16 protein-coding genes are annotated in these 18506 nt (G+C 74.7%); 9 read left to right on the top strand and 7 right to left on the bottom strand.

The annotated features are described in order from the left end of the window. Positions 1 to 38 precede the first annotated feature (38 nt). The 4 genes from ACFC0B_RS36445 to ACFC0B_RS36430 all read right to left on the bottom strand — a co-directional run bounded on the left by ACFC0B_RS36445 (position 39) and on the right by ACFC0B_RS36430 (position 3590). On the bottom strand, positions 39 to 1409 hold the full coding sequence (locus ACFC0B_RS36445; protein WP_376096253.1) for an alkaline phosphatase family protein: 1371 nt from the start codon (positions 1407 to 1409) through the stop codon (positions 39 to 41). 66 nt (positions 1410 to 1475) lie between these two features. Continuing rightward, on the bottom strand, positions 1476 to 1919 hold the full coding sequence (locus tag ACFC0B_RS36440; protein ID WP_376096250.1) for a type II 3-dehydroquinate dehydratase: 444 nt from the start codon (positions 1917 to 1919) through the stop codon (positions 1476 to 1478). Beyond that, the gene (locus ACFC0B_RS36435; RefSeq protein WP_376096247.1) at positions 1916 to 3292 is read right to left on the bottom strand and encodes an alkaline phosphatase family protein; all 1377 of its coding nucleotides are present in this window, start codon (positions 3290 to 3292) and stop codon (positions 1916 to 1918) included. Before ACFC0B_RS36435 ends, ACFC0B_RS36440 begins: the two co-directional genes overlap by 4 nt. Before the next feature lie 19 nt (positions 3293 to 3311). After that, positions 3312 to 3590 carry a phosphopantetheine-binding protein gene (locus ACFC0B_RS36430; RefSeq protein ID WP_376096244.1) on the bottom strand — a complete coding sequence of 93 codons (279 nt, stop codon included), beginning with the start codon at positions 3588 to 3590 and terminating at the stop codon, positions 3312 to 3314. Positions 3591 to 4298: 708 nt separating this feature from the next. On the opposite strand from ACFC0B_RS36430, the gene ACFC0B_RS36425 reads away from it, so the two are divergent. The 7 genes from ACFC0B_RS36425 (at position 4299) to ACFC0B_RS36395 (ending at position 12035) form a co-directional block, all read left to right on the top strand. Further along, the gene (locus ACFC0B_RS36425) at positions 4299 to 5465 is read left to right on the top strand and encodes an aminotransferase class I/II-fold pyridoxal phosphate-dependent enzyme (RefSeq protein WP_376096241.1); all 1167 of its coding nucleotides are present in this window, start codon (positions 4299 to 4301) and stop codon (positions 5463 to 5465) included. 89 nt (positions 5466 to 5554) lie between these two features. Beyond that, positions 5555 to 6208 carry an HAD-IA family hydrolase gene (locus ACFC0B_RS36420; RefSeq protein ID WP_376096239.1) on the top strand — a complete coding sequence of 218 codons (654 nt, stop codon included), beginning with the start codon at positions 5555 to 5557 and terminating at the stop codon, positions 6206 to 6208. Beyond that, complete coding sequence (locus ACFC0B_RS36415; RefSeq protein ID WP_376096236.1) at positions 6205 to 7290, top strand: LLM class flavin-dependent oxidoreductase; 1086 nt, start codon at positions 6205 to 6207, stop codon at positions 7288 to 7290. Before ACFC0B_RS36420 ends, ACFC0B_RS36415 begins: the two co-directional genes overlap by 4 nt. A gap of 4 nt (positions 7291 to 7294) precedes the next feature. Further along, a complete protein-coding gene (locus tag ACFC0B_RS36410; protein WP_376096233.1) occupies positions 7295 to 8878 on the top strand; it encodes a serine hydrolase domain-containing protein in 1584 nt (527 codons plus the stop codon). A gap of 76 nt (positions 8879 to 8954) precedes the next feature. Continuing rightward, positions 8955 to 9797, top strand: a complete 843-nt coding sequence (locus ACFC0B_RS36405) for a methyltransferase domain-containing protein (RefSeq protein ID WP_376096230.1) — start codon at positions 8955 to 8957, stop codon at positions 9795 to 9797. A gap of 7 nt (positions 9798 to 9804) precedes the next feature. Further along, positions 9805 to 10665 (top strand): SAM-dependent methyltransferase, encoded by an 861-nt coding sequence (locus ACFC0B_RS36400; RefSeq protein ID WP_376096227.1) that lies wholly within the window; start codon positions 9805 to 9807, stop codon positions 10663 to 10665. A gap of 2 nt (positions 10666 to 10667) precedes the next feature. Then, positions 10668 to 12035, top strand: a complete 1368-nt coding sequence (locus ACFC0B_RS36395) for a cytochrome P450 (RefSeq protein ID WP_376096224.1) — start codon at positions 10668 to 10670, stop codon at positions 12033 to 12035. A 54-nt stretch (positions 12036 to 12089) separates the two neighbouring features. Here the strand turns inward: ACFC0B_RS36395 and ACFC0B_RS36390 are convergent, their stop codons facing one another. Then, on the bottom strand, positions 12090 to 12503 hold the full coding sequence (locus ACFC0B_RS36390; protein WP_376096221.1) for a PPOX class F420-dependent oxidoreductase: 414 nt from the start codon (positions 12501 to 12503) through the stop codon (positions 12090 to 12092). Beyond that, complete coding sequence (locus ACFC0B_RS36385; RefSeq protein ID WP_376096218.1) at positions 12500 to 13537, bottom strand: aldo/keto reductase; 1038 nt, start codon at positions 13535 to 13537, stop codon at positions 12500 to 12502. Before ACFC0B_RS36385 ends, ACFC0B_RS36390 begins: the two co-directional genes overlap by 4 nt. A gap of 189 nt (positions 13538 to 13726) precedes the next feature. Between ACFC0B_RS36385 and ACFC0B_RS36380 the strand changes: the two genes are divergently transcribed. Then, entirely contained in the window at positions 13727 to 14623 is an 897-nt protein-coding gene (locus ACFC0B_RS36380) for a hypothetical protein (protein WP_376096215.1), read from the top strand. Between the two features lie 10 nt (positions 14624 to 14633). On the opposite strand, the gene ACFC0B_RS36375 is transcribed toward ACFC0B_RS36380, so the two are convergent. Then, positions 14634 to 15665, bottom strand: a complete 1032-nt coding sequence (locus ACFC0B_RS36375) for a 3-dehydroquinate synthase family protein (RefSeq protein ID WP_376096212.1) — start codon at positions 15663 to 15665, stop codon at positions 14634 to 14636. Positions 15666 to 15832: 167 nt separating this feature from the next. Here ACFC0B_RS36375 and ACFC0B_RS36370 point away from each other — a divergent pair, with 167 nt between their 5' ends. Continuing rightward, the gene (locus ACFC0B_RS36370) at positions 15833 to 18361 is read left to right on the top strand and encodes an ATP-dependent Clp protease ATP-binding subunit (RefSeq protein ID WP_376096301.1); all 2529 of its coding nucleotides are present in this window, start codon (positions 15833 to 15835) and stop codon (positions 18359 to 18361) included. Positions 18362 to 18506: the final 145 nt, after the last annotated feature.

Raw genomic sequence — 18506 nt, 5'->3', positions numbered from 1 at the left:
ACCTGACCGGTCCGCCGGGCCCCCAGGGCGTGCCGTGCTCAGCGCGGCAGCCGGCCGCCGGGGAGGCCGAGCAGCTCGCGCAGCGTGGGCGCGACGTCGTAGAGGGACAGGCCCTCCGCCCGGCCCGGGGTGATACCGGGGGAGTCCAGCAGGAAGACCCCGGTGTCCCCGTGGTTGGCGTGGTCCGGGCCGGTGTCGTTCTCCGTGGTGTACAGCCCCTGGCCCATGCCCAGCGTGGCGAGCGCCCGCCACCGCAGATTGCCCACGTAGACCAGCAGGTCCGGGGCGATGCCGTTGACCTCCGGGTAGAGCTGGTCGGGCCGCAGCGCCCGGGTGCCCATCGGCCGGCCGGTGTCGTCGGGGAGCTGCTCCAGCGCGGTGGCGATCCGGTCCAGGGTGTCCTGGTACTCCCGGGCGGGCACCGTGCCGTGCGGTTCGCGGCCCTCGACGTTGAGGAAGATCCGGCCGTAGTAGCCGCCCTCGGCCCAGGCGGTGGTGCGCTTCCAGTCCACCTTCGCCTTGCTCATCGGGGTGGGCCCGGCCGGCTCCTCGGCGAGCACGAGCAGGCCCTCCCGGCGCAGCCACTCGTTGATGAACAGCCCGCCGACCATCGGCTGGGCGCCGTGGTCGGAGACCACCAGGACGGTGGTGTTCTCCGGCAGGCAGGCCAGGAACTCGCCGATGTGCCGGTCCAGCGCCCGGTAGTAGTCGCGGAAGAGGTTCACGTACGGGTTGCCGGGCTCGTGCCGGGGGTGCTCCGGGTCGCAGTACTTCCAGAAGCCGTGGTGCAGCCGGTCCGGCCCCATGTCGACGAAGGACAGGAACTCCCAGTCCCGGGTGGTGGCCAGGTGCCGGGCGACCTGGAAGCGCTGCTCGCTCAGGTCGAAGATCTGCTGGGAGACCCGGGCGAGTTCGGGCGAGCGGAAGTTCTCCACGTCCAGCGCGTAGCCGCCGGTGAGCTTCTCGATCTCGTCGCGGAGGTCCGGGGGAGAGGTGTACTGGGCCTTCGTCGACGGCGCGAGGAAGCAGGACACCATGGCGCCCCGGATCGGGGTGGTCGGGTACGTCCCGGGGACCCCGAGCACGACGCTGTCGCGGCCGGCCGCGGTCATCTCGTCCCAGATCCGCGGTGCCTTGATGCTGTGCGAGGTGGCGAAGGCCAGCGGTCCGTAGTCGTGCGCGGCGCGGTCGCGGAAGCCGTAGACGCCCAGCTCGCCCGGGGTGCGGCCGGACATCATGCAGGACCAGGCGGGCATGGTGATGGGCGGGTCGACGCTGCGCATCGGGCCCCACAGGGAGCGCCGGCGCAGGGCGGTGAGCACGGGCATGTCGTCGGCGAACCGGTCGAACAGCAACTGCGGGGTCGCCGAGTCGAGTCCGATCACGGCCACCCGGCCGGGGTGTGGCATCTGGGTCCTTCCTCGGGGTGATGGGGCCCGGACGATGGGGCTCGGGGACAGGCCCGGGCGATGGGCTCAGGGGCGGTCGTCGGGCACCAGCAGGGCGAGCGAGCGGGCGGCGATCCGGTAGCCGAGCGCGCCCATGCCCATCACCACGCCGGAGGCCAGCGGGGCCGTCACCGAGCTGTGGCGGAAGCTCTCGCGCGCCCAGACGTTGGACAGGTGGACCTCGATCCACGGCGGGGCGAAGTCCGCGAGCGCGTCGCGCAGCCCCCAGCCGGCGATCATCAGGGCGCCCGGGTTGACCACGGCGCCGGCGACGTCGCCGTGCCGCTGGAGGGCGTCGATCAGCTCGCCCTCGCCGTTGTGCTGGGCGGAGACGACCTTCCAGCCGCGGACGGCGGCCTCCTCGGCGACGGCGGCCTCGATCTCGGCGAGTGTCGTGGTGCCGTAGATCTCCGGCTGCCGGGTGCCGAGGGTGCCGAGGTTGGGGCCGTTGAGCAGCAGGAGTCCGCTCACCGGCCGCTCCCGCCGCCCGCGCCGAGGGCGACCGTGCCGTCGAGGCCGAGCGGGTGGACGCCGACGGCGGCGAGCAGGGTCGGGGCGACGTCGAGCATGTCCAGCGAGGCCGGCCCGTCCGGCGTGGCGGGCGGTGGGGTGGCGCCGCGGCGGTAGAACAGCGCGTTCTCGCGGGTGTGGGTGCCGGTGAGCGTGTCGGTGCGCAGCGGCGCCGCGCCGCCGAAGGCGCCGCGCAGCTGGACCCCGGGGGCGGGCAGCGCGAGCAGGTCGGCGGCGTGGTCGAGCAGCGGGCCGTGGTACAGCTCGGCGGGCCGGTGGACGGCGGAGACCAGCAGCGGGCCGTCCACGTCGGTGCCGACCCGGGTGCCGTCGCCGCGCAGCCGCAGCAGTTCGTCGGCGATCTCCTCGGCGAGCGCGTCGGCCTCGCTGTCGGTGAGGCCGCCGCGGGGGAAGCGGTGCTTGCGGTGGAGGTAGATCCGGGCCGGGTCGAGGGCGAAGGCCTGGCTGCGGCCGTCGAGGTCTTCGAGCCGGCCGGTGGTGTCCGTGCCGGCGAGGTGGCCGGCCTCCCGGAGCCAGGCGTTGAGGTAGAACTGCCGGTCGACGGGGCCGAATCCGTGGTCGCTGACCAGGAACAGCTCGTCCTCGGGGCGGCAGACGTCGGCGAGCCGGCCGGCGCACTCGTCGACCAGCCGGTAGAAGTCGAGGATCGCGCCGTGCAGCGGATCGGTGGGGTCGGCGACGGCCCGCCAGAGGAAGTGGTGGACCCGGTCGGTCTCGGTGAGGACGGCGATGCCGAGGTCCCAGGGCTCCTGGGTGAGGACGTGCACCATGGCCTCGGTGCGGGCCCGCAGGGCGCGTTCGGCGCGGGCCAGGAAGCCCGGCGGGTCGCCCGCGACGTCGCCGACCTCGACGTCCAGTTCGTAGTTGAAGCGCCGCAGTTCGGGCAGCAGGCGGTCGGGGGTGACGGCGTTCTCGATCCGCGGGGCGACGAAGCCGGAGACCACCACGCCGTCGACCGCGGGGGCGGGGTAGGTGCCCGGCACGTTGAGGCAGACGGTGCGCCGGCCGGCCACGGAGGCGAGGGCCCAGAGGGCGGGTTCGCGCAGGTGCAGGAGGTTGGGGAAGCAGATCCGGTAGCCCTCGTCGGGGACGAGGTCGGTGAAGCCGAAGATGCCGTGCCGGGCGGGGTTGGTCCCGGTCAGGAAGGTGGCCCAGGAGGTGGAGCTGATCTCCGGGACGGGGGCGCGCAGCGGGGCGCAGTACCCCTCGGCGAGCAGGGCGCCGAGGCGGGGCATGACCCCGTCGGCGGCGAGCTCGGCGAGCAGGGTGCGGGGCATGCCGTCGAGCCCGATGGCGAGGGCGCGCTCTGCCATGTCTGCCGCCTTCCCGGGATCAGGCGGTCGGGGCGCCGGAGCCGGTGCCGGCACCGGCCGTCCGGCCGTGGACGTACTCCGCGAGCAGGTCGAGGTCGTCGATCAGCTTGATCGAGAGGTCCTCGTCGGCGATCTCGACGCCGAATTCGCTCTCCACCCAGATCAGGAACTCGATGGTGTTGATCGAATCGAGCCCGAGCGCCTCGACGAGTCCGCGGTCCGGGATCTCGGAGGGGGCGATGGAGAGTTCGAGCGAGTCCACGAGGACTTTGCGCAGTCGGGCCTTGATCTCTTCCACGGGCGGGTATTCCTTTCGGGGACGGCGGACGGCAGGAACGATCACCGAATCACCGAAGATCGCCGAGGCGTGCGAGTGCTCGGCCTTTGGTGATCCGGGTGATCCGGGTGATCGGAAATGATCGGAAATTCCCGTGCGTGGGCCCGGTGATCTGGCGGGCGGGGCCGCCGGGGCCGGACGGGACGTGCGGAACGGCGCGCTCCTGAGCATGGTTCATTTCCCGGCGGCGTACCACTGTGCGGGACCGACTTTTGTACGCCGGGCATGTGCTTCTGGCCATTTACCACGCTCCCCACGGCCGGAACGAGCGGCGGCGACCGGAGTGCGGACGCTATCTGTGCAGCGGCGTTCCGGTCGTACGTCACCGCGTCCGGGAGTGGCGCGAAACCGACGGTGCCGAAGACGCCCCGACCCGGGCGCGGACACGGTGTTGACGTGTTCGGGCCCAGCTGGACATGATTTGCGTGGCTGAGCGAACGGTATTTCCGCCCCTCCCTGCCGGCCGTTTTTCCACGGAGCAGTACGCCCGAGGCAGGCCGGTCCCAGGTTCCCGACCGGCGGCCACGCCCACGTCCGAGCGGCAGTCCGGCGGGTCTCGCCACATCCCGTGCCCCGCGGCTGCGCCCGACGGTTCGACCGGTTGCAGCAGGCCCGCCCCGGGTGCGGCGGCCTGCCCCCATGCCGCACACGACCGAGAGGCCCTGATCCATGTCATCGATTCCGGTCCAGCCGTCCCTGACCTTCCCCGCCTGGCCGCAGCACGGCGCCGAGGAGCGCGAAGGACTGCTGCGCGTCCTGGAGCAGGAGGGCTGGTGGCGCAACGGGGGCAGTGAAGTCGACAGCTTCGAGCGGGAGTTCGCCGAGCTGCACGGCGCCCACCGGGCCATCGCCACCACCAACGGCACCCATGCGCTGGAGCTGGCCCTGTCGGTGCTCGGCGTCGGCCCGGGCGACGAGGTGATCGTCCCGGCCTTCACCTTCATCGCCTCCTCGATGGCCGTCCAGCGCGTCGGCGCCGTGCCGGTGCCCTGCGACATCCGCCCCGACACCTACTGCATCGACGTCGAGGCCGCCGCCCGGCTGGTCACCCCGCGCACCAAGGCGGTGATGCCGGTCCACATGGCGGGCCAGTTCGCCGACATGGACGCCCTGGCGGACCTCGCCGAGACCGCCGGCGTGGCGATCCTCCAGGACGCGGCGCACGCCCACTCGGCCCGCTGGCGCGGCCGCCGGGTCGGCGAGTTCGGCAGCATCGCCGCCTTCAGCTTCCAGAACGGCAAGCTCATGACGGCCGGCGAGGGCGGGGCCGTCCTGCTGCCGGACGACGAGACCCACCGCGACGCCTACCTGCGGCACGGCTGCGGCCGCCCGCCTGGCGACCGGCTCTACGCCCACCTCACCCAGGGCTCCAACTTCCGCATGAACGAGTTCTCCGCCACCGTGCTGCGCGGCCAGCTCACCCGGCTGGAGGCCCAGGTGGCGCTGCGCGAGGAGCGCTCGCGGCACCTGGACGCGCTGCTCGCGCAGCTCCCCGGCGTCGTCCCGCAGGGCCGCGACGAGCGCTGCGACCGCAACTCCCACTACATGGCGATGGTCCGCCTGCCCGGCATCACCGCCGAGCGCCGGCTCGCCGTGGTGGACGCGCTGATCGCGCACGGCATCCCGGCCTTCGTGGCCTTCCCGCCGGTCTACCGCACCGCCGGCTACTTCGAGGGCCCGGCCATCGGCGATGTCGACGAGATCGCCAAGCGCTGCCCGGTGTCCGAGGAGGTCGGCACCGACTGCCTCTGGCTGCACCACCGGGTGCTGCTCGCCGACACCGCCGTCCTCGACCGGCTCGCCGAGGTCTTCGCGGACGTCCTCGCCGCGGCCTGACGGCGCCGCGCACCGCCTGCCGCACCGACGCCGCCGCGCACTCCGCCCGTCCGGTCCGCGCGGCCCAACCACCCAGGAAGCGGGAGCAGATGACGGCGAACCACGCGTTCCCCACAGTGGTCTTCGACCTGGACGGCGTGCTCATCGACAGCTTCGGCGTGATGCGGCAGGCGTTCGCCGTCGCCTACCGCGAGGTGGTCGGCGACGGCGAGCCGCCGTTCGAGGAGTACCGCACCCACCAGGGGCGCTACTTCCCCGACATCATGCGGCTGATGGGCCTGCCCGGGGCGATGGAGCGGCCCTTCGTCGAGGCCAGTCACCGACTGATCCGCGAGGTCCAGGTCTACCCCGACGTGCCGATGGTGCTCGCGCGGCTGCGCGAGTGCGGGGTCCGCACCGCGATCGCCACCGGCAAGTCCGGCGACCGGGCACGCGCCGTGCTGGACGTGGTGGGCCTGCTGCCGCTGCTGGACGCGGTGGTCGGCAGCGACGAGGTGGACCGGCCCAAGCCGGCTCCCGACATCGTCCGCGAGGGCCTGCGCCGGATCGGCTCCGATCCCGCGGACGCCGTCATGGTGGGCGACGCGGTGATCGACATCCAGAGCGGCCGGGCCGCCGGGACGGCCACCGCGGCCGCCCTGTGGGGCGAGACCGACGCCGACCAACTCCTCGGCGAGCGGCCGGACTTCGTCCTCGCCAAGCCCGCCGAACTGCTGGCCCTGGTGCCCGGGGGCGAGCGGTGAGCGCCGGGGCGGCCGGCGGGCCGCGCTGGAGCGTCGCGGCCCCGCAGGGCGCCGGCCTGGAACTGGCCGGCCTGGGCGGCGCCGAGGCCTGGCGGACCGTCGCCGACACCGCCGCGCTGGCCCGGGACTGCGGCTACCACGCGTTCTGGCTGGAGGACCGCACCGACACCCTGCCGCGCCGCGAGCCGCAGCCGGTGGTCGAGGCGTGGACGGCCCTCGGCGCGCTCGCGGCGACCGTGCCCGGCATCGACCTCGGCCTGCTCGCCGCGGCCCCGCCGCACCGCAACGCGGTGGTGCTCGCCAAGCAGGCGGCCGGCGCCGACATCATCTCCGGCGGCCGGCTCTCGCTCGGCCTGACCACCGCGGGGGCGCTGCCCGAGCACGTCGCGGCCGGCACCGTGCCCGGCTCGGCGCTGACCGCCGCGGCCGCCGCCCCCGACTCCGACCGCGCGGGGGACGTGCTCGCCGAGACCATCGCGGCGCTGCGCGCCCTGTGGTCCGGCGCCCGCACCGACGCGCCCGGCCCCGCCGTCCCGCTCGCCGGGGCGCACGCGGTGCCGGTCCCCGCCCAGCCCCGGCTCCCGCTGGCCGTCCGGGTGGACGCCGCCGTGCCCGGGGCCGCCGCCCGGCTGCCCGAGGCCGCCGTGCGCGAGTGCGCCGTCGTCCAGTGGCAGGGCGAGCCCGGCGACCTGGCCGCCGCGATCCCGGAGTACGGCCGCCGCCGCGAGCGGCTCGGGCTGGACCCCGCCGGGGTGCGGCACGCGCTGGCCGCCGAGAGCCGGGTCTTCGAGGACCGGGTGGCGCGCGACCGCTGGCTCTCCACCCCGCACGTCGTGGTGTTCTGGAGCCACCACCCGGACCTGCTGGCCCGGCGCAGCCTGTACGGGACGCCGGAGCAGCTGGTCGAGCGGGCCACCCGGTACACCGAGGCCGGGGTGGGGGAGTTCCTGCTCTGGTTCCGCGACTACCCCGACACGGTCGGCCTGCGCCGGTTCGCCGCGGAGGTCGCCCCCGCGGTGCCCGGCCCGCCCGCGCCCGCGCCGGTCCCCGCGTCCGCCGCCGTCCCCGTCGGCGAGGGGTGAGCCGGTGCCGTCCGCTCCCGCCTTCCTCTCCGCGGACTGGCTGGCCGGCACCGCCGGCCGGCTCGCCGCCCCCGACCCCGCCCCGCGCAGCACCGTCGGCCTGCGCCTGCGGGTCACCGACCCGCCGCCCGGCACCGCCGCGGCCGCCGACGTCCTGGTCGACCTGGCCGGCGGCCGGCTCGCGGTCACCCCCGCCGCCGGGGACCCGCCGGGCCTGCTGATCGACCTGCCGTACGCCGCCGCCTACACCCTGCTGCTCGGTCCGGCCCCGGACCGCGCCGGGATCCTGGAGCGCGGCGACGTCACCGTGCTCGGCAACTTCAGCCTGCTGTTCTTCGTCGACGCCGCCCTGGAGCGCGACCGCTCCGGCCACGCCGCCGCGCTGCGCTCCGGCACCGCGGAGCCGCCGCCCGGCGCCGTCCGCGCCACCGGCGCGGAGCCCGTCCCGCCCGCCGCCGCCCCCGCCCCGGCCGACACCGAGGCGCTCGAACGGGCCGACGCGAACCTGCCGCGCACCCTGCGGGAGCTGCGCCGCGAGGTCGGCACCTCCACCCCCGGCGCCCAGTTCTACGCCTCGCTGCACGGCCGTCCGCTGGCCGACGTCGGACTCGGACTGGCCCGCCCCGGGGTCGCCATGTCGGCCGGCTCGGCGCCGCTCTGGTACTGCTGCGCCAAACCGCTGCTCTCGGTCGCCCTCGGCCGGCTCTGGGAGGCCGGCGACTTCGACCCCTACCTGCCGGTCGCCCACTACCTGCCGGAGTTCGGCGCCGCGGGCAAGTCGGCCATCACCTCGATGGAACTGCTCACCCACACCGGCCCGGTGCCCACCGGAGCCGACCCGCTGCACGGCGTGGTCACCGGCCCCGACGAGGAGCGCAGCCGCCGCGCCTACGCCGCCGCCGTCGGCCCGCGCCAGGCCGGACCCGGCATCAACTACAGCCAGTGGTGGGCCTGGTACGTGCTGGCCGGGCTGCTGCCCGCGATCGACGGCCGCGACTACCCGGCGTACGTCGAGCAGGAGATCCTGCGCCCCTGCGGGATGGACCGCACCAGGGTCCACCTCTCCCCGGAGGACTACGACGCGTACGGCGACCGGCTGCCGCTGATCCACGTCAGCAACCTCGGCGACACCCCGCAGCCCACCTGGTTCTGGTCCACCCGCGGCGCCACCACCCGCTGCGTGCCCGGGGTCAACACCCGCGGCCCGCTCGCCGACCTCGGCCTGCTGCTGGAGATGCTGCTGGCCGACGGCGCCGCCGCCGGCGGCAGGATCCTGGCGCCCACCACGGTGGCCGCGCTGACCGCCCGCCACCGCACCGGACTGCACGACCGCTACGGCAACGCCGACTGGGGCTTCGGCCTGCGGCTCGAATGCCGCACCCTCGACCCGGCCTACACCAGCTTCGGCACCCACGCCTCGCCGCGGTCCTTCGGCCACGACGGCCTGTGGACCGCCGTCGCCTTCGCCGACCCGGACGCCGACCTGGTGGTGGCCGTCCACCTGAACGGCAAGGTCGAGCACGAGCGCCACCGCGAACGAATCGTCCGGATCGCCGACGCCGTCTACCAGGACCTCGGACTCGTCTGACCGACGCCCCGAGCCCCGCTCCCGCCCCGCTCTCCCCGTCCCGGCCCGCGGCCGGCCCCAGCCAGGAAGGCGCCCGATGGCACAGCAGCCCGCGTACCCGTTCCTCCCCGATCCGGTCGAGGTGGGCCGGCTCTACGACCGCTACACCGACCTGGGCAGCGCCACCCTGGGCGAGAGCCTGCACTTCGGCTACTGGGACACCCCGGACAGCACCGTCCCGCTCGCCGAGGCGACCGACCGGCTGACCGACCTGATGACCGACCGGCTGGCCATCGGCCACGGCGCCCGGGTCCTCGACCTCGGCTGCGGCACCGGCGCCCCCGGCACCCGGATCGCCCGCCGCACCGGCGCGCAGGTCACCGGCATCTCGGTGAGCGGCCGCCAGGTCGAGCGGGCCAACGCCCTGTCCGCCTCCCTCGGCCTGGCCGACCGGGCCCGCTTCGAGCACGCCGACGCGATGGACCTGCCGTTCGCCGAGGACTCCTTCGACGCGGTGATCGCGCTGGAGTCGATCATCCACATGCCGGACCGCGCCCATGTGCTGGGGCAGGTCGCGCGGGTGCTGCGCCCGGGCGGACGGCTGGTGCTCACCGACTTCTTCGAGCGCGCGCCGATCCCCGACTCCGGCCGGGCCGCCGTCGACCGCTACCTGCGGGAGTTCCTCATGACGATGATCCAGGCCGAGGACTACCCGCCGATGCTCCGCCGGGCCGGCTTCCGCTTCGAGGAGCTGACCGACATCAGCGACCCCACCCTGCGCCGCACCTTCGTCGAGCTCTCGGCCCGGATCGGCGGCTCCGCCGACGCGCTCTCCGAGGCGCACGGCGCCGATCTGGTCGAGCAGTTCGACCCGCACGACATGATCGACGTCGCCGAGTTCGGCCACCTGCTGGTGGTCGCCACCCGGAACGGGAAGTGAGCCGGCGATGACCGGATCCCCCGGCGCCGAGGACGACCTCGGCACCTTCTACGACCGGGTGAACGACGCCCTGTCCGAGGCCATGGGCGGTTACCTGCACGGCGGCTACTGGGACGACCCGGTCGACCCGGACGCCGTCGAGCAGGCCGCCGACCGGCTGACCGACTTCGTCGCCGACCGGCTGCGCCTGGCCCCCGGGCAGCGCGTCCTGGACGTCGGCTCCGGCAACGGCAAGGCCACCGCCCGGATCGCCGCCCGGCACGGCGTGCACCTCACCGGCATCACGCTCAGCCCGTACCAGGTGCGGCAGTCCGCCGCGCTGGCCGCGGCCCTGGGCCTGGACGGCGCGCTGGACTTCGAGGTCCACGACATGATGGCGCTCGGCTTCCCGGACGCCTCCTTCGACGCGGCCCTCGCGATCGAGTCGATCTGCCACGCGCAGTCCCGCACCGAGGCCTTCGCCGGACTCGCCCGGGTGCTGCGGCCGGGCGGCCTGCTGGTGGTCACCGACTTCGTCCTGCTGCGCCCGCTGGAGAGCGAGGACCACCGGGCCCTGGTCGCCGGGGCCATCAAGAACTACCAGCAGGGCCCGATGCTCACCCAGGAGGAGTACGAGGCCTGCGTGCGGGCCGCCGGCCTGGAGGTCGTCGACTTCACCGACATCGGCGAGCACGTCCGCCCGTCCTACCAGGTGGTCGGGCACAACCTCGCCCGCAACGGGGAGAAACTGCGCGCCCACGTCTCCGAGGAGGAGTTCCGCTACATGGTGGAGGACCTCGCCCGGTTCGGCGCGATCACCGAACTCGGCTACGCGGTGGTCACCGTCCGCAAGCCGGACGACGCCGCCGCCCGCGAAGGGAGTCGCTGACGATGGCACTGACGACCGGGGCCGGACCGGGCTCCGCCGCCGCGGACTGGCGGACGGCCACCGCGCCGGGCGGGCTGCCGCTGCTGGGGCACCTGGTGCCGCTGCGCCGCCGCCCGCTGGAGTTCCTCACCTCGCTGCCCCACGAGGGCGACGTGGTCGAGCTGAAGATGGGCCGCCGCACCGTCCACATGGTCTGCCACCCCGACCTGGTCGCCCAGGTGCTCAAGGACCCGCGGACCTTCGACCGCGGCGGGCCGTTCTACGAGAAGACCAAGCTGCTGATGGGCAACAGCCTCGGCAACTGCCCCTACGCCGACCACCGGCGCCAGCGGCTGCTGGTCCAGCCGTCCTTCCGCCGGGAGCGGATCGGCACCTACCCCCGGGTGATGCGCGAGGAGATGGCGGCCGAGACGGCGAACTGGCGCCCCGGCGGGACCATCGAGGCCAACGACCGGATGCACGCCGTCACCGCGCGGATCGGCGCGCGGGTGCTGCTCTCCACCGAGATCGGCACGGACCACGTCGACCGGATCCTGCGCGGCCTGCCGATCGTGCTCAAGGGCATGTACAAGCGGATGGTCGCCCCGGTCGGCCTGGTGTACCGGCTGCCCGCGCCCGAACAGCGCCGCTTCGACGCCGCGCTGGCCGACCTGCGGGAGCTGATCGACTCGATCATCCGCGACTACCGGGGCTCCGCGGAGGACCACGGCGACCTGCTGTCCGGGCTGCTCGCGGCCCGCGACGAGGACGGCCTGGGGCTGTCCGACCAGGAGATCCACGACCAGGTGATGAACTTCCTCACCGCGTCCACCGAGACCACCGCGACCGCCCTGGCCTGGGCGCTGCAACTGCTCGGGCAGAACCCCGACAGCGAGCGCCGGCTGCAGGAGGAGGCGGACGCCTGGGTCGCCTCGGGCGGGGTCGACGCGCACGGCCGGGACGGCCTGGACTACACCCGCCAGGTGGTCACCGAGGTGCTCCGGCTCTACCCGCCGGGGTGGCTGGTCACCCGGGTGGTCACCGCCGACACCGAACTCGGCGGCGTCCGGCTGCCGGTCGGCTCGGTGATCTTCTACAGCTCGTACGCGCTGCACCGCAACGGCGAGCTGTTCCCGGACCCGGAGCGCTTCGACCCGGACCGCTGGTCGCCCGAGCGGGTCGGCGAGGTGCCGCGCGGCGCGATGATCCCGTTCGGCGCGGGCAGCCGCAAGTGCATCGGCGACGACTACGCGATGGTGGAGACCACCCTGGCCCTCGCGACCATCGCGGCGAAGTGGCGGCTGCGGCCGACCTCGGACACGCCGGTCCACCCCAAGCCGCGCGCCCTGGTCGGGATGGGGGACCTGCCGATGGTGACCCTGCCGCGCTGAGCGGTCGGGGCGGTGCCGGGCCCCGGGGGCGTTCCCCCGGGGCCCGGCTCCCGTTCAGCGGTCCAGCAGGTACTCCACCGCGACCCGGACGACCAGCAGGTCCTCGTCGGGGGGCAGCAGGTCGCCCAGGAAGTCGGCGTGCGACTTCCCGGTGTACCGGTGGGACAGCGCGTCCATCAGACCCTCGTGCCGCGCCACCGGTTCGAAGCCGGCCACCCCGCGCGCCGCCACGTAGGTGTACGGCGCGTCGGCCGGGTGCAGCAGGATCGAGACCCGCGGGTCGCGCCGCAGATTGCGCTCCTTGCGGCTGCCGCGCTCGATCCCGAAGAGCAGGTCGGTGCCGTCGTGGCCGATCCAGACGACGGACTGGTGCGCGGTGCCGTCCGGCCGCAGGGTGGAGACCACCGCGAACACCGGCCCCTCCAGCAGCTCCTTGGTGCGCTCGGAGAGCGGGACGCGGGCGGTCATGCCGTCACCCGGCCGCGGGGGAGCGGGCGGCGGCGCAGCGAGGCGTCGGTCAGCACCCGGGGCACCCAGTGGTGGTCGGCCCGGTTGAGGTCGACCCCGGGCGGCACGATCGCGTCGATCCGGTCGAGCACCTCGTCGTCGAGATCCACCCCGGCCGCGCCCAGCAGGTCGGTCAGCTGCCCGGGTGTGCGCGGGCCGAGGAGGACGGAGGTGACGGCCGGGTGCGCGTTGACGAACGCCAGCGCGAGGTGGGTCAGCGACAGCCCGGCGTCGGCGGCGACCTTGCGCAGCTCGGTCACCGCCTGCGCCTTGACGGCGTTCTCCGGCACCGACAGGTCGAACTTGCGCTGCTCCAGGACGGCCCGGCCGACGCCGGGGCGGATCTCCCGGCCGGTCAGCCAGCCCGCGCCGAGCGGGCCCCAGGGCAGCACCCCGACGCCGTGCCGCTGCGCGGTGGGCAGGACGTGGGTCTCCACGGCGCGGGCGAGCACCGAGTACTGCGGCTGCTCGCTGCGGAACCGCACATGGCCGCGCCGCTCGGCGGCCCACTGGGCCTCGACCAGCTGGTCGGCGGGGAAGTTGGAGGTGCCGATCGCGCGGACCTTGCCGGCCCGGACCAGGTCGGAGAGCGCGGAGAGCGTCTCGTCGATGTCCGTGTCGGGGTCGATCCGGTGCACCTGGTAGAGGTCGACGTGGTCGGTGCCGAGCCGGCGCAGCGATCCCTCCAGCGCCTTGACGATCCAACGCCGGGAATTTCCCTGCTGGTTGGCGTCCGGCCCCATCGGACTGTGGAACTTGGTGGCCAGGACGACGTCGTCCCGGCGGCCGCGGATCGCCCGTCCGACGATCCGTTCGGACCCGCCGGCGCCGTAGATGTCCGCGGTGTCGACCAGGTTGATGCCCGCGTCCAGGGCGAGCCGGATCGTCCGGACGCCCTCCTCGGCGTCGGTGTTGCCCCAGGAGCCGAACATCATGGCCCCGAGGGCGAATTCACTGACCGATATGCCGGTGCCGCCCAGAATCCTGCGCCTCATGCGACGTGTACCCTCCGTCGTCGGACTGCTCGGATGTGCCGGTCCACTCTGACCCGGCCGCCGTCGGGCACGCCAGGGCGCCTGCGGCGAGATGTCCGTTTTCTCTGTAGTCCGGCTGGTATCGTGTGCCCGCCCGCCGGCTGACGTGCCGTCAATCCTCTTTCTGCACCGCCCTTCGGGAGGCCCCGCGTGCGCACCGTCCTCGACCGTGCCGAATGGTTCGTCTGGCTCTCCGCCCGCCCGCTGGAGCAGCACCGCTTCGCCCACCACTTCCTCGGCGGCCCGGCCGAGGCCGTGGAGACCGCGCTGGCCGCCTACGCCCGGCCGGACGGCGGCTACGCGTACGCCCTGGAGCCGGACGTGCGCGGCCCGGCCTCGCAGCCGCTGGCGGCCGCCGCCGCGCTCCAGGTGCTGACCGAGATCGGGCGGTGCGACGCCGCGCGGACCGCCCGGCTGCGCGCCCACCTGCCGAGCCTGACCGCACCCGACGGGGGCCTGCCCACCCTGCACCCGGGCATCGCCGGCTACCCGTCCTCGGCCGTCCTCGCGGTGCGGCGGGACCCGCCGGGCAGCCTGATGGCCACCGGGGTGGTGGCCGGGCTGCTGCACCGCAACGGCATCGAGGACCCGTGGCTGGAGCCCGCCACCGAGTTCTGCTGGGCGGTGGTCGACCGCCTGACCCGCTCCCACCCGTACGAGGTGGAGGCCGCCCTGGTCTTCCTCGACGGCGTCCCGGACCGGGGGCGGGCCGAGAAGGCCGCCCGGCGGCTCGGCGAACTCGTCCGGGACCAGCGGCTGCTGGTGACGGACCCGGCCCGGGAGGAGGACTTCCCGATCGGCCCGGGCTACGCGCCGGGGGAGTACCACTACCTGACCGACGTGCTGCGCACCCCCCGGACGCTGGCCCGCGCCTGGTTCACCGAGCGCGAGATCGCGGTCGGCCTGGACCGGCTGGCCGCCCTCCAGCAGGAGGACGGCGGCTGGCCGGTCAACTGGCGGCTGTGGGCGCCCGGTTCGGCGGCCGAGTGGCGCCCGGTCGTCACCCTGGAGGCGCTGCGCACACTGCGCGCCCACGGCCGGCTCTGAGCGGCGCGCCTCAGCCCGGCTCGCGTTCGGTCGCGTCCAGGACGCGGGCCACCACCGGCTCCGGGACGTCCGGCACCAGCTCGACGCCGCGCGGCCCGTCCAGCACGAACGCGAGCCCGGAGCCGGCCACGGCCTTCTTGTCCTGCCGCATCAGCGCGATCAGCTCGGCCGTCCGCACCCCGGCCGGCAGCCGCTCGCGCAGCCCGTAGCCGCGGACCGTCGCCAGGTGCTCGGCCACCCGCTCCGGGCCGATCCGGCCCAGCGCCCCGGCCAGCCGCCCGGCGAACACCGTGCCGATCGCCACGCCCTCGCCGTGCCGCAGCGCGAAGTCGGTGGCCCGTTCCAGGGCGTGGCCCAGGGTGTGCCCGTAGTTGAGGATGTGCCGCAGCCCGCCGTCCCGTTCGTCGGCGGCCACCACCGAGGCCTTCAGCGCCACGCTCGCGGCGATCTGCTCGTGCACCGGCAGCCCGCTGAGGTCCCCGGCGCCGATGAAGTGGCAGCGGGCGATCTCGCCGTAGCCGTTGGCCCACTCGACCGGCGGCAGGGTGCGCAGGTGGTCGGTGTCGCAGAGCACCGCCCGGGGCTGCCAGTAGGCGCCGACCTTGTTCTTCGCCTCGGGCAGGTTGACCGCGGTCTTGCCGCCGACCGCCGCGTCCACCTGGGCCAGCAGGGTGGTGGGCAGGTGGATCACCGCGATCCCCCGGTGGTAGAGCGCCGCGGCCAGCCCGACGGTGTCGGTCGTGGTGCCGCCGCCGCAGGAGACCACCACGTCGCCGCGGGTCAGGCCGTGGCCCGCGAAGGCCCGGCACAGCTCCTCCACGGTGGCCAGGGTCTTGCGGTGCTCGCCGTCCTGGGCCGGGACGAGCAGGTGCGGGACTCCGGGGTCCGGCACCTCCTCCGGCGGGCGCGCCGACACCACCACCGCCCGGGCCGCGCCGGTGCCGGCCACGATCCCGGGGAGCAGGTGCCGGACCCCGGGGCCGATGTGCACGGGGTAGGAGCGGTCACCCAGCCGTACGTCGATCCGTCGAGGAGTCGTCATGTCCACAGCGTGCCGACTCCGGCCGCCGCTGAACAGGGCGCCTCCGCCGAGGCCCCGGCGCCGCCGGTCGGCGCCCCGGCCGCGGCCCCGTCCGTTCGACGGGCGGGGGGTTGCGGGGTGTGTTTGTGTGGGCACCAACCGCTTGGGAGAGGTGACCTTCCGTGACCATGCCGCCGTTCGGTTCGAACGACCCCTTCTCCGATCTGCTCAGCCGGTTCTTCGGAATGAGCCCGCTCGCCTCCCCGCCCGCCGTGCAGCGGGTGCCGATCGGGCGGCTGCTCAGCGAGTCGGCCCAGGAACTGCTCGCCACCGCCGCCCGGCGGGCCGCCGAGGACGGCAGCAGCGATCTCGACACGGCGCACCTGGCCTGGGCGGCCGCCCGGGTGGAGCCCTCGCGCCGGATGCTGGAACGGGCCGGGATCGACCCGGACCGGCTGGCGGGCGACCTGGAGAAGGTGCTGCCCTCCGGGGACGGGCCGCCGGAGCCGGACGGGCGGCCCGCGCTCACCCCGTCCGCCAAGCGGGCGCTGCTGGCCGCGCACGCCCGCTCGCAAGGCGCCGGGGTCTCGTACATCGGGCCGGAGCACATCCTCGGCGCGCTGCTGGAGGAGGAGCGCTCGGGCGCCGGCGCCGCGCTGCGCAACGTCGCGCCCTCGCAGGAGGCGCTGCGCACCGTGCTGGACGGCCGGGGGGTGGGCGGAGAACGCAGCCAGGGCGGCGCCCGGCCGAGCCCGACGCCGACGCTCGACGAGTACGGGCGGGACCTCACCGAGGAGGCCCGGGCGGGCCGTCTCGACCCGGTGGTCGGCCGCGCCGAGGAGATCGAGCAGACCGTCGAGATCCTCTCCCGCCGGACCAAGAACAACCCGGTGCTGATCGGCGAGCCGGGGGTCGGCAAGACGGCGATCGTCGAGGGCCTGGCGCAGCGGATCGTCTCCGGGGACGTCCCGCAGAGCCTCCAGGAGAAGCGGGTCGTCACCCTGGACCTCACCGCGCTGGTGGCCGGCTCCAAGTACCGGGGCGAGTTCGAGGAGCGGCTGAAGAGCGTGATCGACGAGGTCACCGAGGCCGAGCAGAGCGTGATCCTGTTCCTCGACGAGCTGCACACCGTGGTCGGCGCGGGCGGCGGCGAGGGCTCGATGGACGCGGGCAACATCCTCAAGCCGGCGCTGGCCCGCGGAGAGCTGAGCGTGGTCGGCGCGACCACCCTGGACGAGTACCGCAAGCACGTCGAGAAGGACGCCGCGCTGGAGCGCCGCTTCCAGCCGGTGCTGGTGCCGGAGCCGAGCGTCGAGGAGACGGTCGAGATCCTCCAGGGCCTGCGCGACGCCTACGAGGCGCACCACCAGGTGCGGTTCACCGACGAGGCGCTGGACGCGGCCGCCACCCTCTCCGACCGCTACGTCAGCGACCGCTTCCTGCCGGACAAGGCGATCGACCTGCTGGACCAGGCCGGCGCCCGGGTGCGGCTGCGCAGCCTGAGCGGCTCCACGGTCGCGATGCCGGTCCAGGACCGGATCACCAAGCTGCGCCGCGAGCTGGAGGAGGCGGTGGCGGACGAGGAGTTCGTCCGGGCCGCCAACCTGAAGACCGAACTGCGCCAGACCGAGGACGAGCTGGCCGCGATCGCCGAGTCGCGCGAGGAGGTCGTGGCGGTCACCGCCGACGACATCGCCCAGGTGCTCTCCAGCCGCACCGGGATCCCGGTCGCCGAGCTGAACGCGACCGAGCGCGAGCGGCTGCTGAAGCTGGAGGACCACCTGCACGAGAAGGTGATCGGCCAGGACCAGGCGGTCACCGCGGTCGCCCAGGCGGTGCGCCGGGGCCGGGCCGGGATGGGCGATCCGGACCGGCCGACCGGCTCCTTCCTGTTCCTCGGCCCGACCGGGGTCGGCAAGACCGAGCTGGCGAAGGCGCTGGCCGCGCTGCTGTTCGGCGACCCGGACCGGATGATCCGCTTCGACATGAGCGAGTTCCAGGAGAAGCACACCGTCTCCCGGCTGGTCGGCTCGCCGCCCGGCTACGTCGGCTACGACGAGGCGGGCCAGCTGACCGAGGCGGTGCGCCGCAAGCCGTACAGCGTGCTGCTCTTCGACGAGGTGGAGAAGGCCCACCCCGACGTCTTCAACCTGCTGCTCCAGGTGCTGGACGACGGCCGGCTGACGGACGCCCAGGGCCGCACCGTCGACTTCCGCAACACCGTGGTGATCATGACGAGCAACATCGGCTCGCAGCGGATCCTCGACCACGCGGGCGCCGTCGACGAGATCAGGGACGAGCTGATGCGGGACCTGCGCGGGCAGTTCCGGCCGGAGTTCCTCAACCGGATCGACGAGGTGATCGTCTTCCACGCGCTCACCCGCAAGGACCTGCTCCAGGTGGTGGACCTGCTGCTGGACCGCTCCCGGCGCCGGCTCAGGGCCCAGGACATCGACCTGGAGGTGACCGAGGGGGCCAAGGAGTGGCTGGTGAACCGCGGCTACCTGCCGGAGTTCGGGGCCCGGCCGCTGCGCCGGACGATCCAGCAGGAGCTGGACAACCGGATCTCCAACCTGCTGCTGGACGGCACCGTGCAGGAGGGGGACACCCTCCTCGCGGAGGTGTCGGACGGTGAGCTGACGGTGGCGCTGGCGCGGCCGGAGCGCTCGGCGACCTTCGAGGAAGCGGAGGCGAAGGCGCAGGCGGAGGCCGAGTAGCCGGAAGGGGGCCGGGGGGGGCCCCCCGGGGGGGGCCGCGGGGCCCCCCCCCCCGGGCGGGGGGGGGGGCCCCCGCCCCCCCCCCCCCGGGCCCCCCCCCCCCCCGGCCCCCCCCCCCCCGGGGGCCCCCCGCCCCCCCCCCCCA

Source organism: Kitasatospora sp. NPDC056184 (genome assembly GCF_042268405.1).
Taxonomy (GTDB): Bacteria; Actinomycetota; Actinomycetes; order Streptomycetales; family Streptomycetaceae; genus Kitasatospora.
The sequence above is the reverse complement of the archived record's forward strand: the minus strand, read 5'-3'. Positions and strand labels throughout refer to the sequence as shown.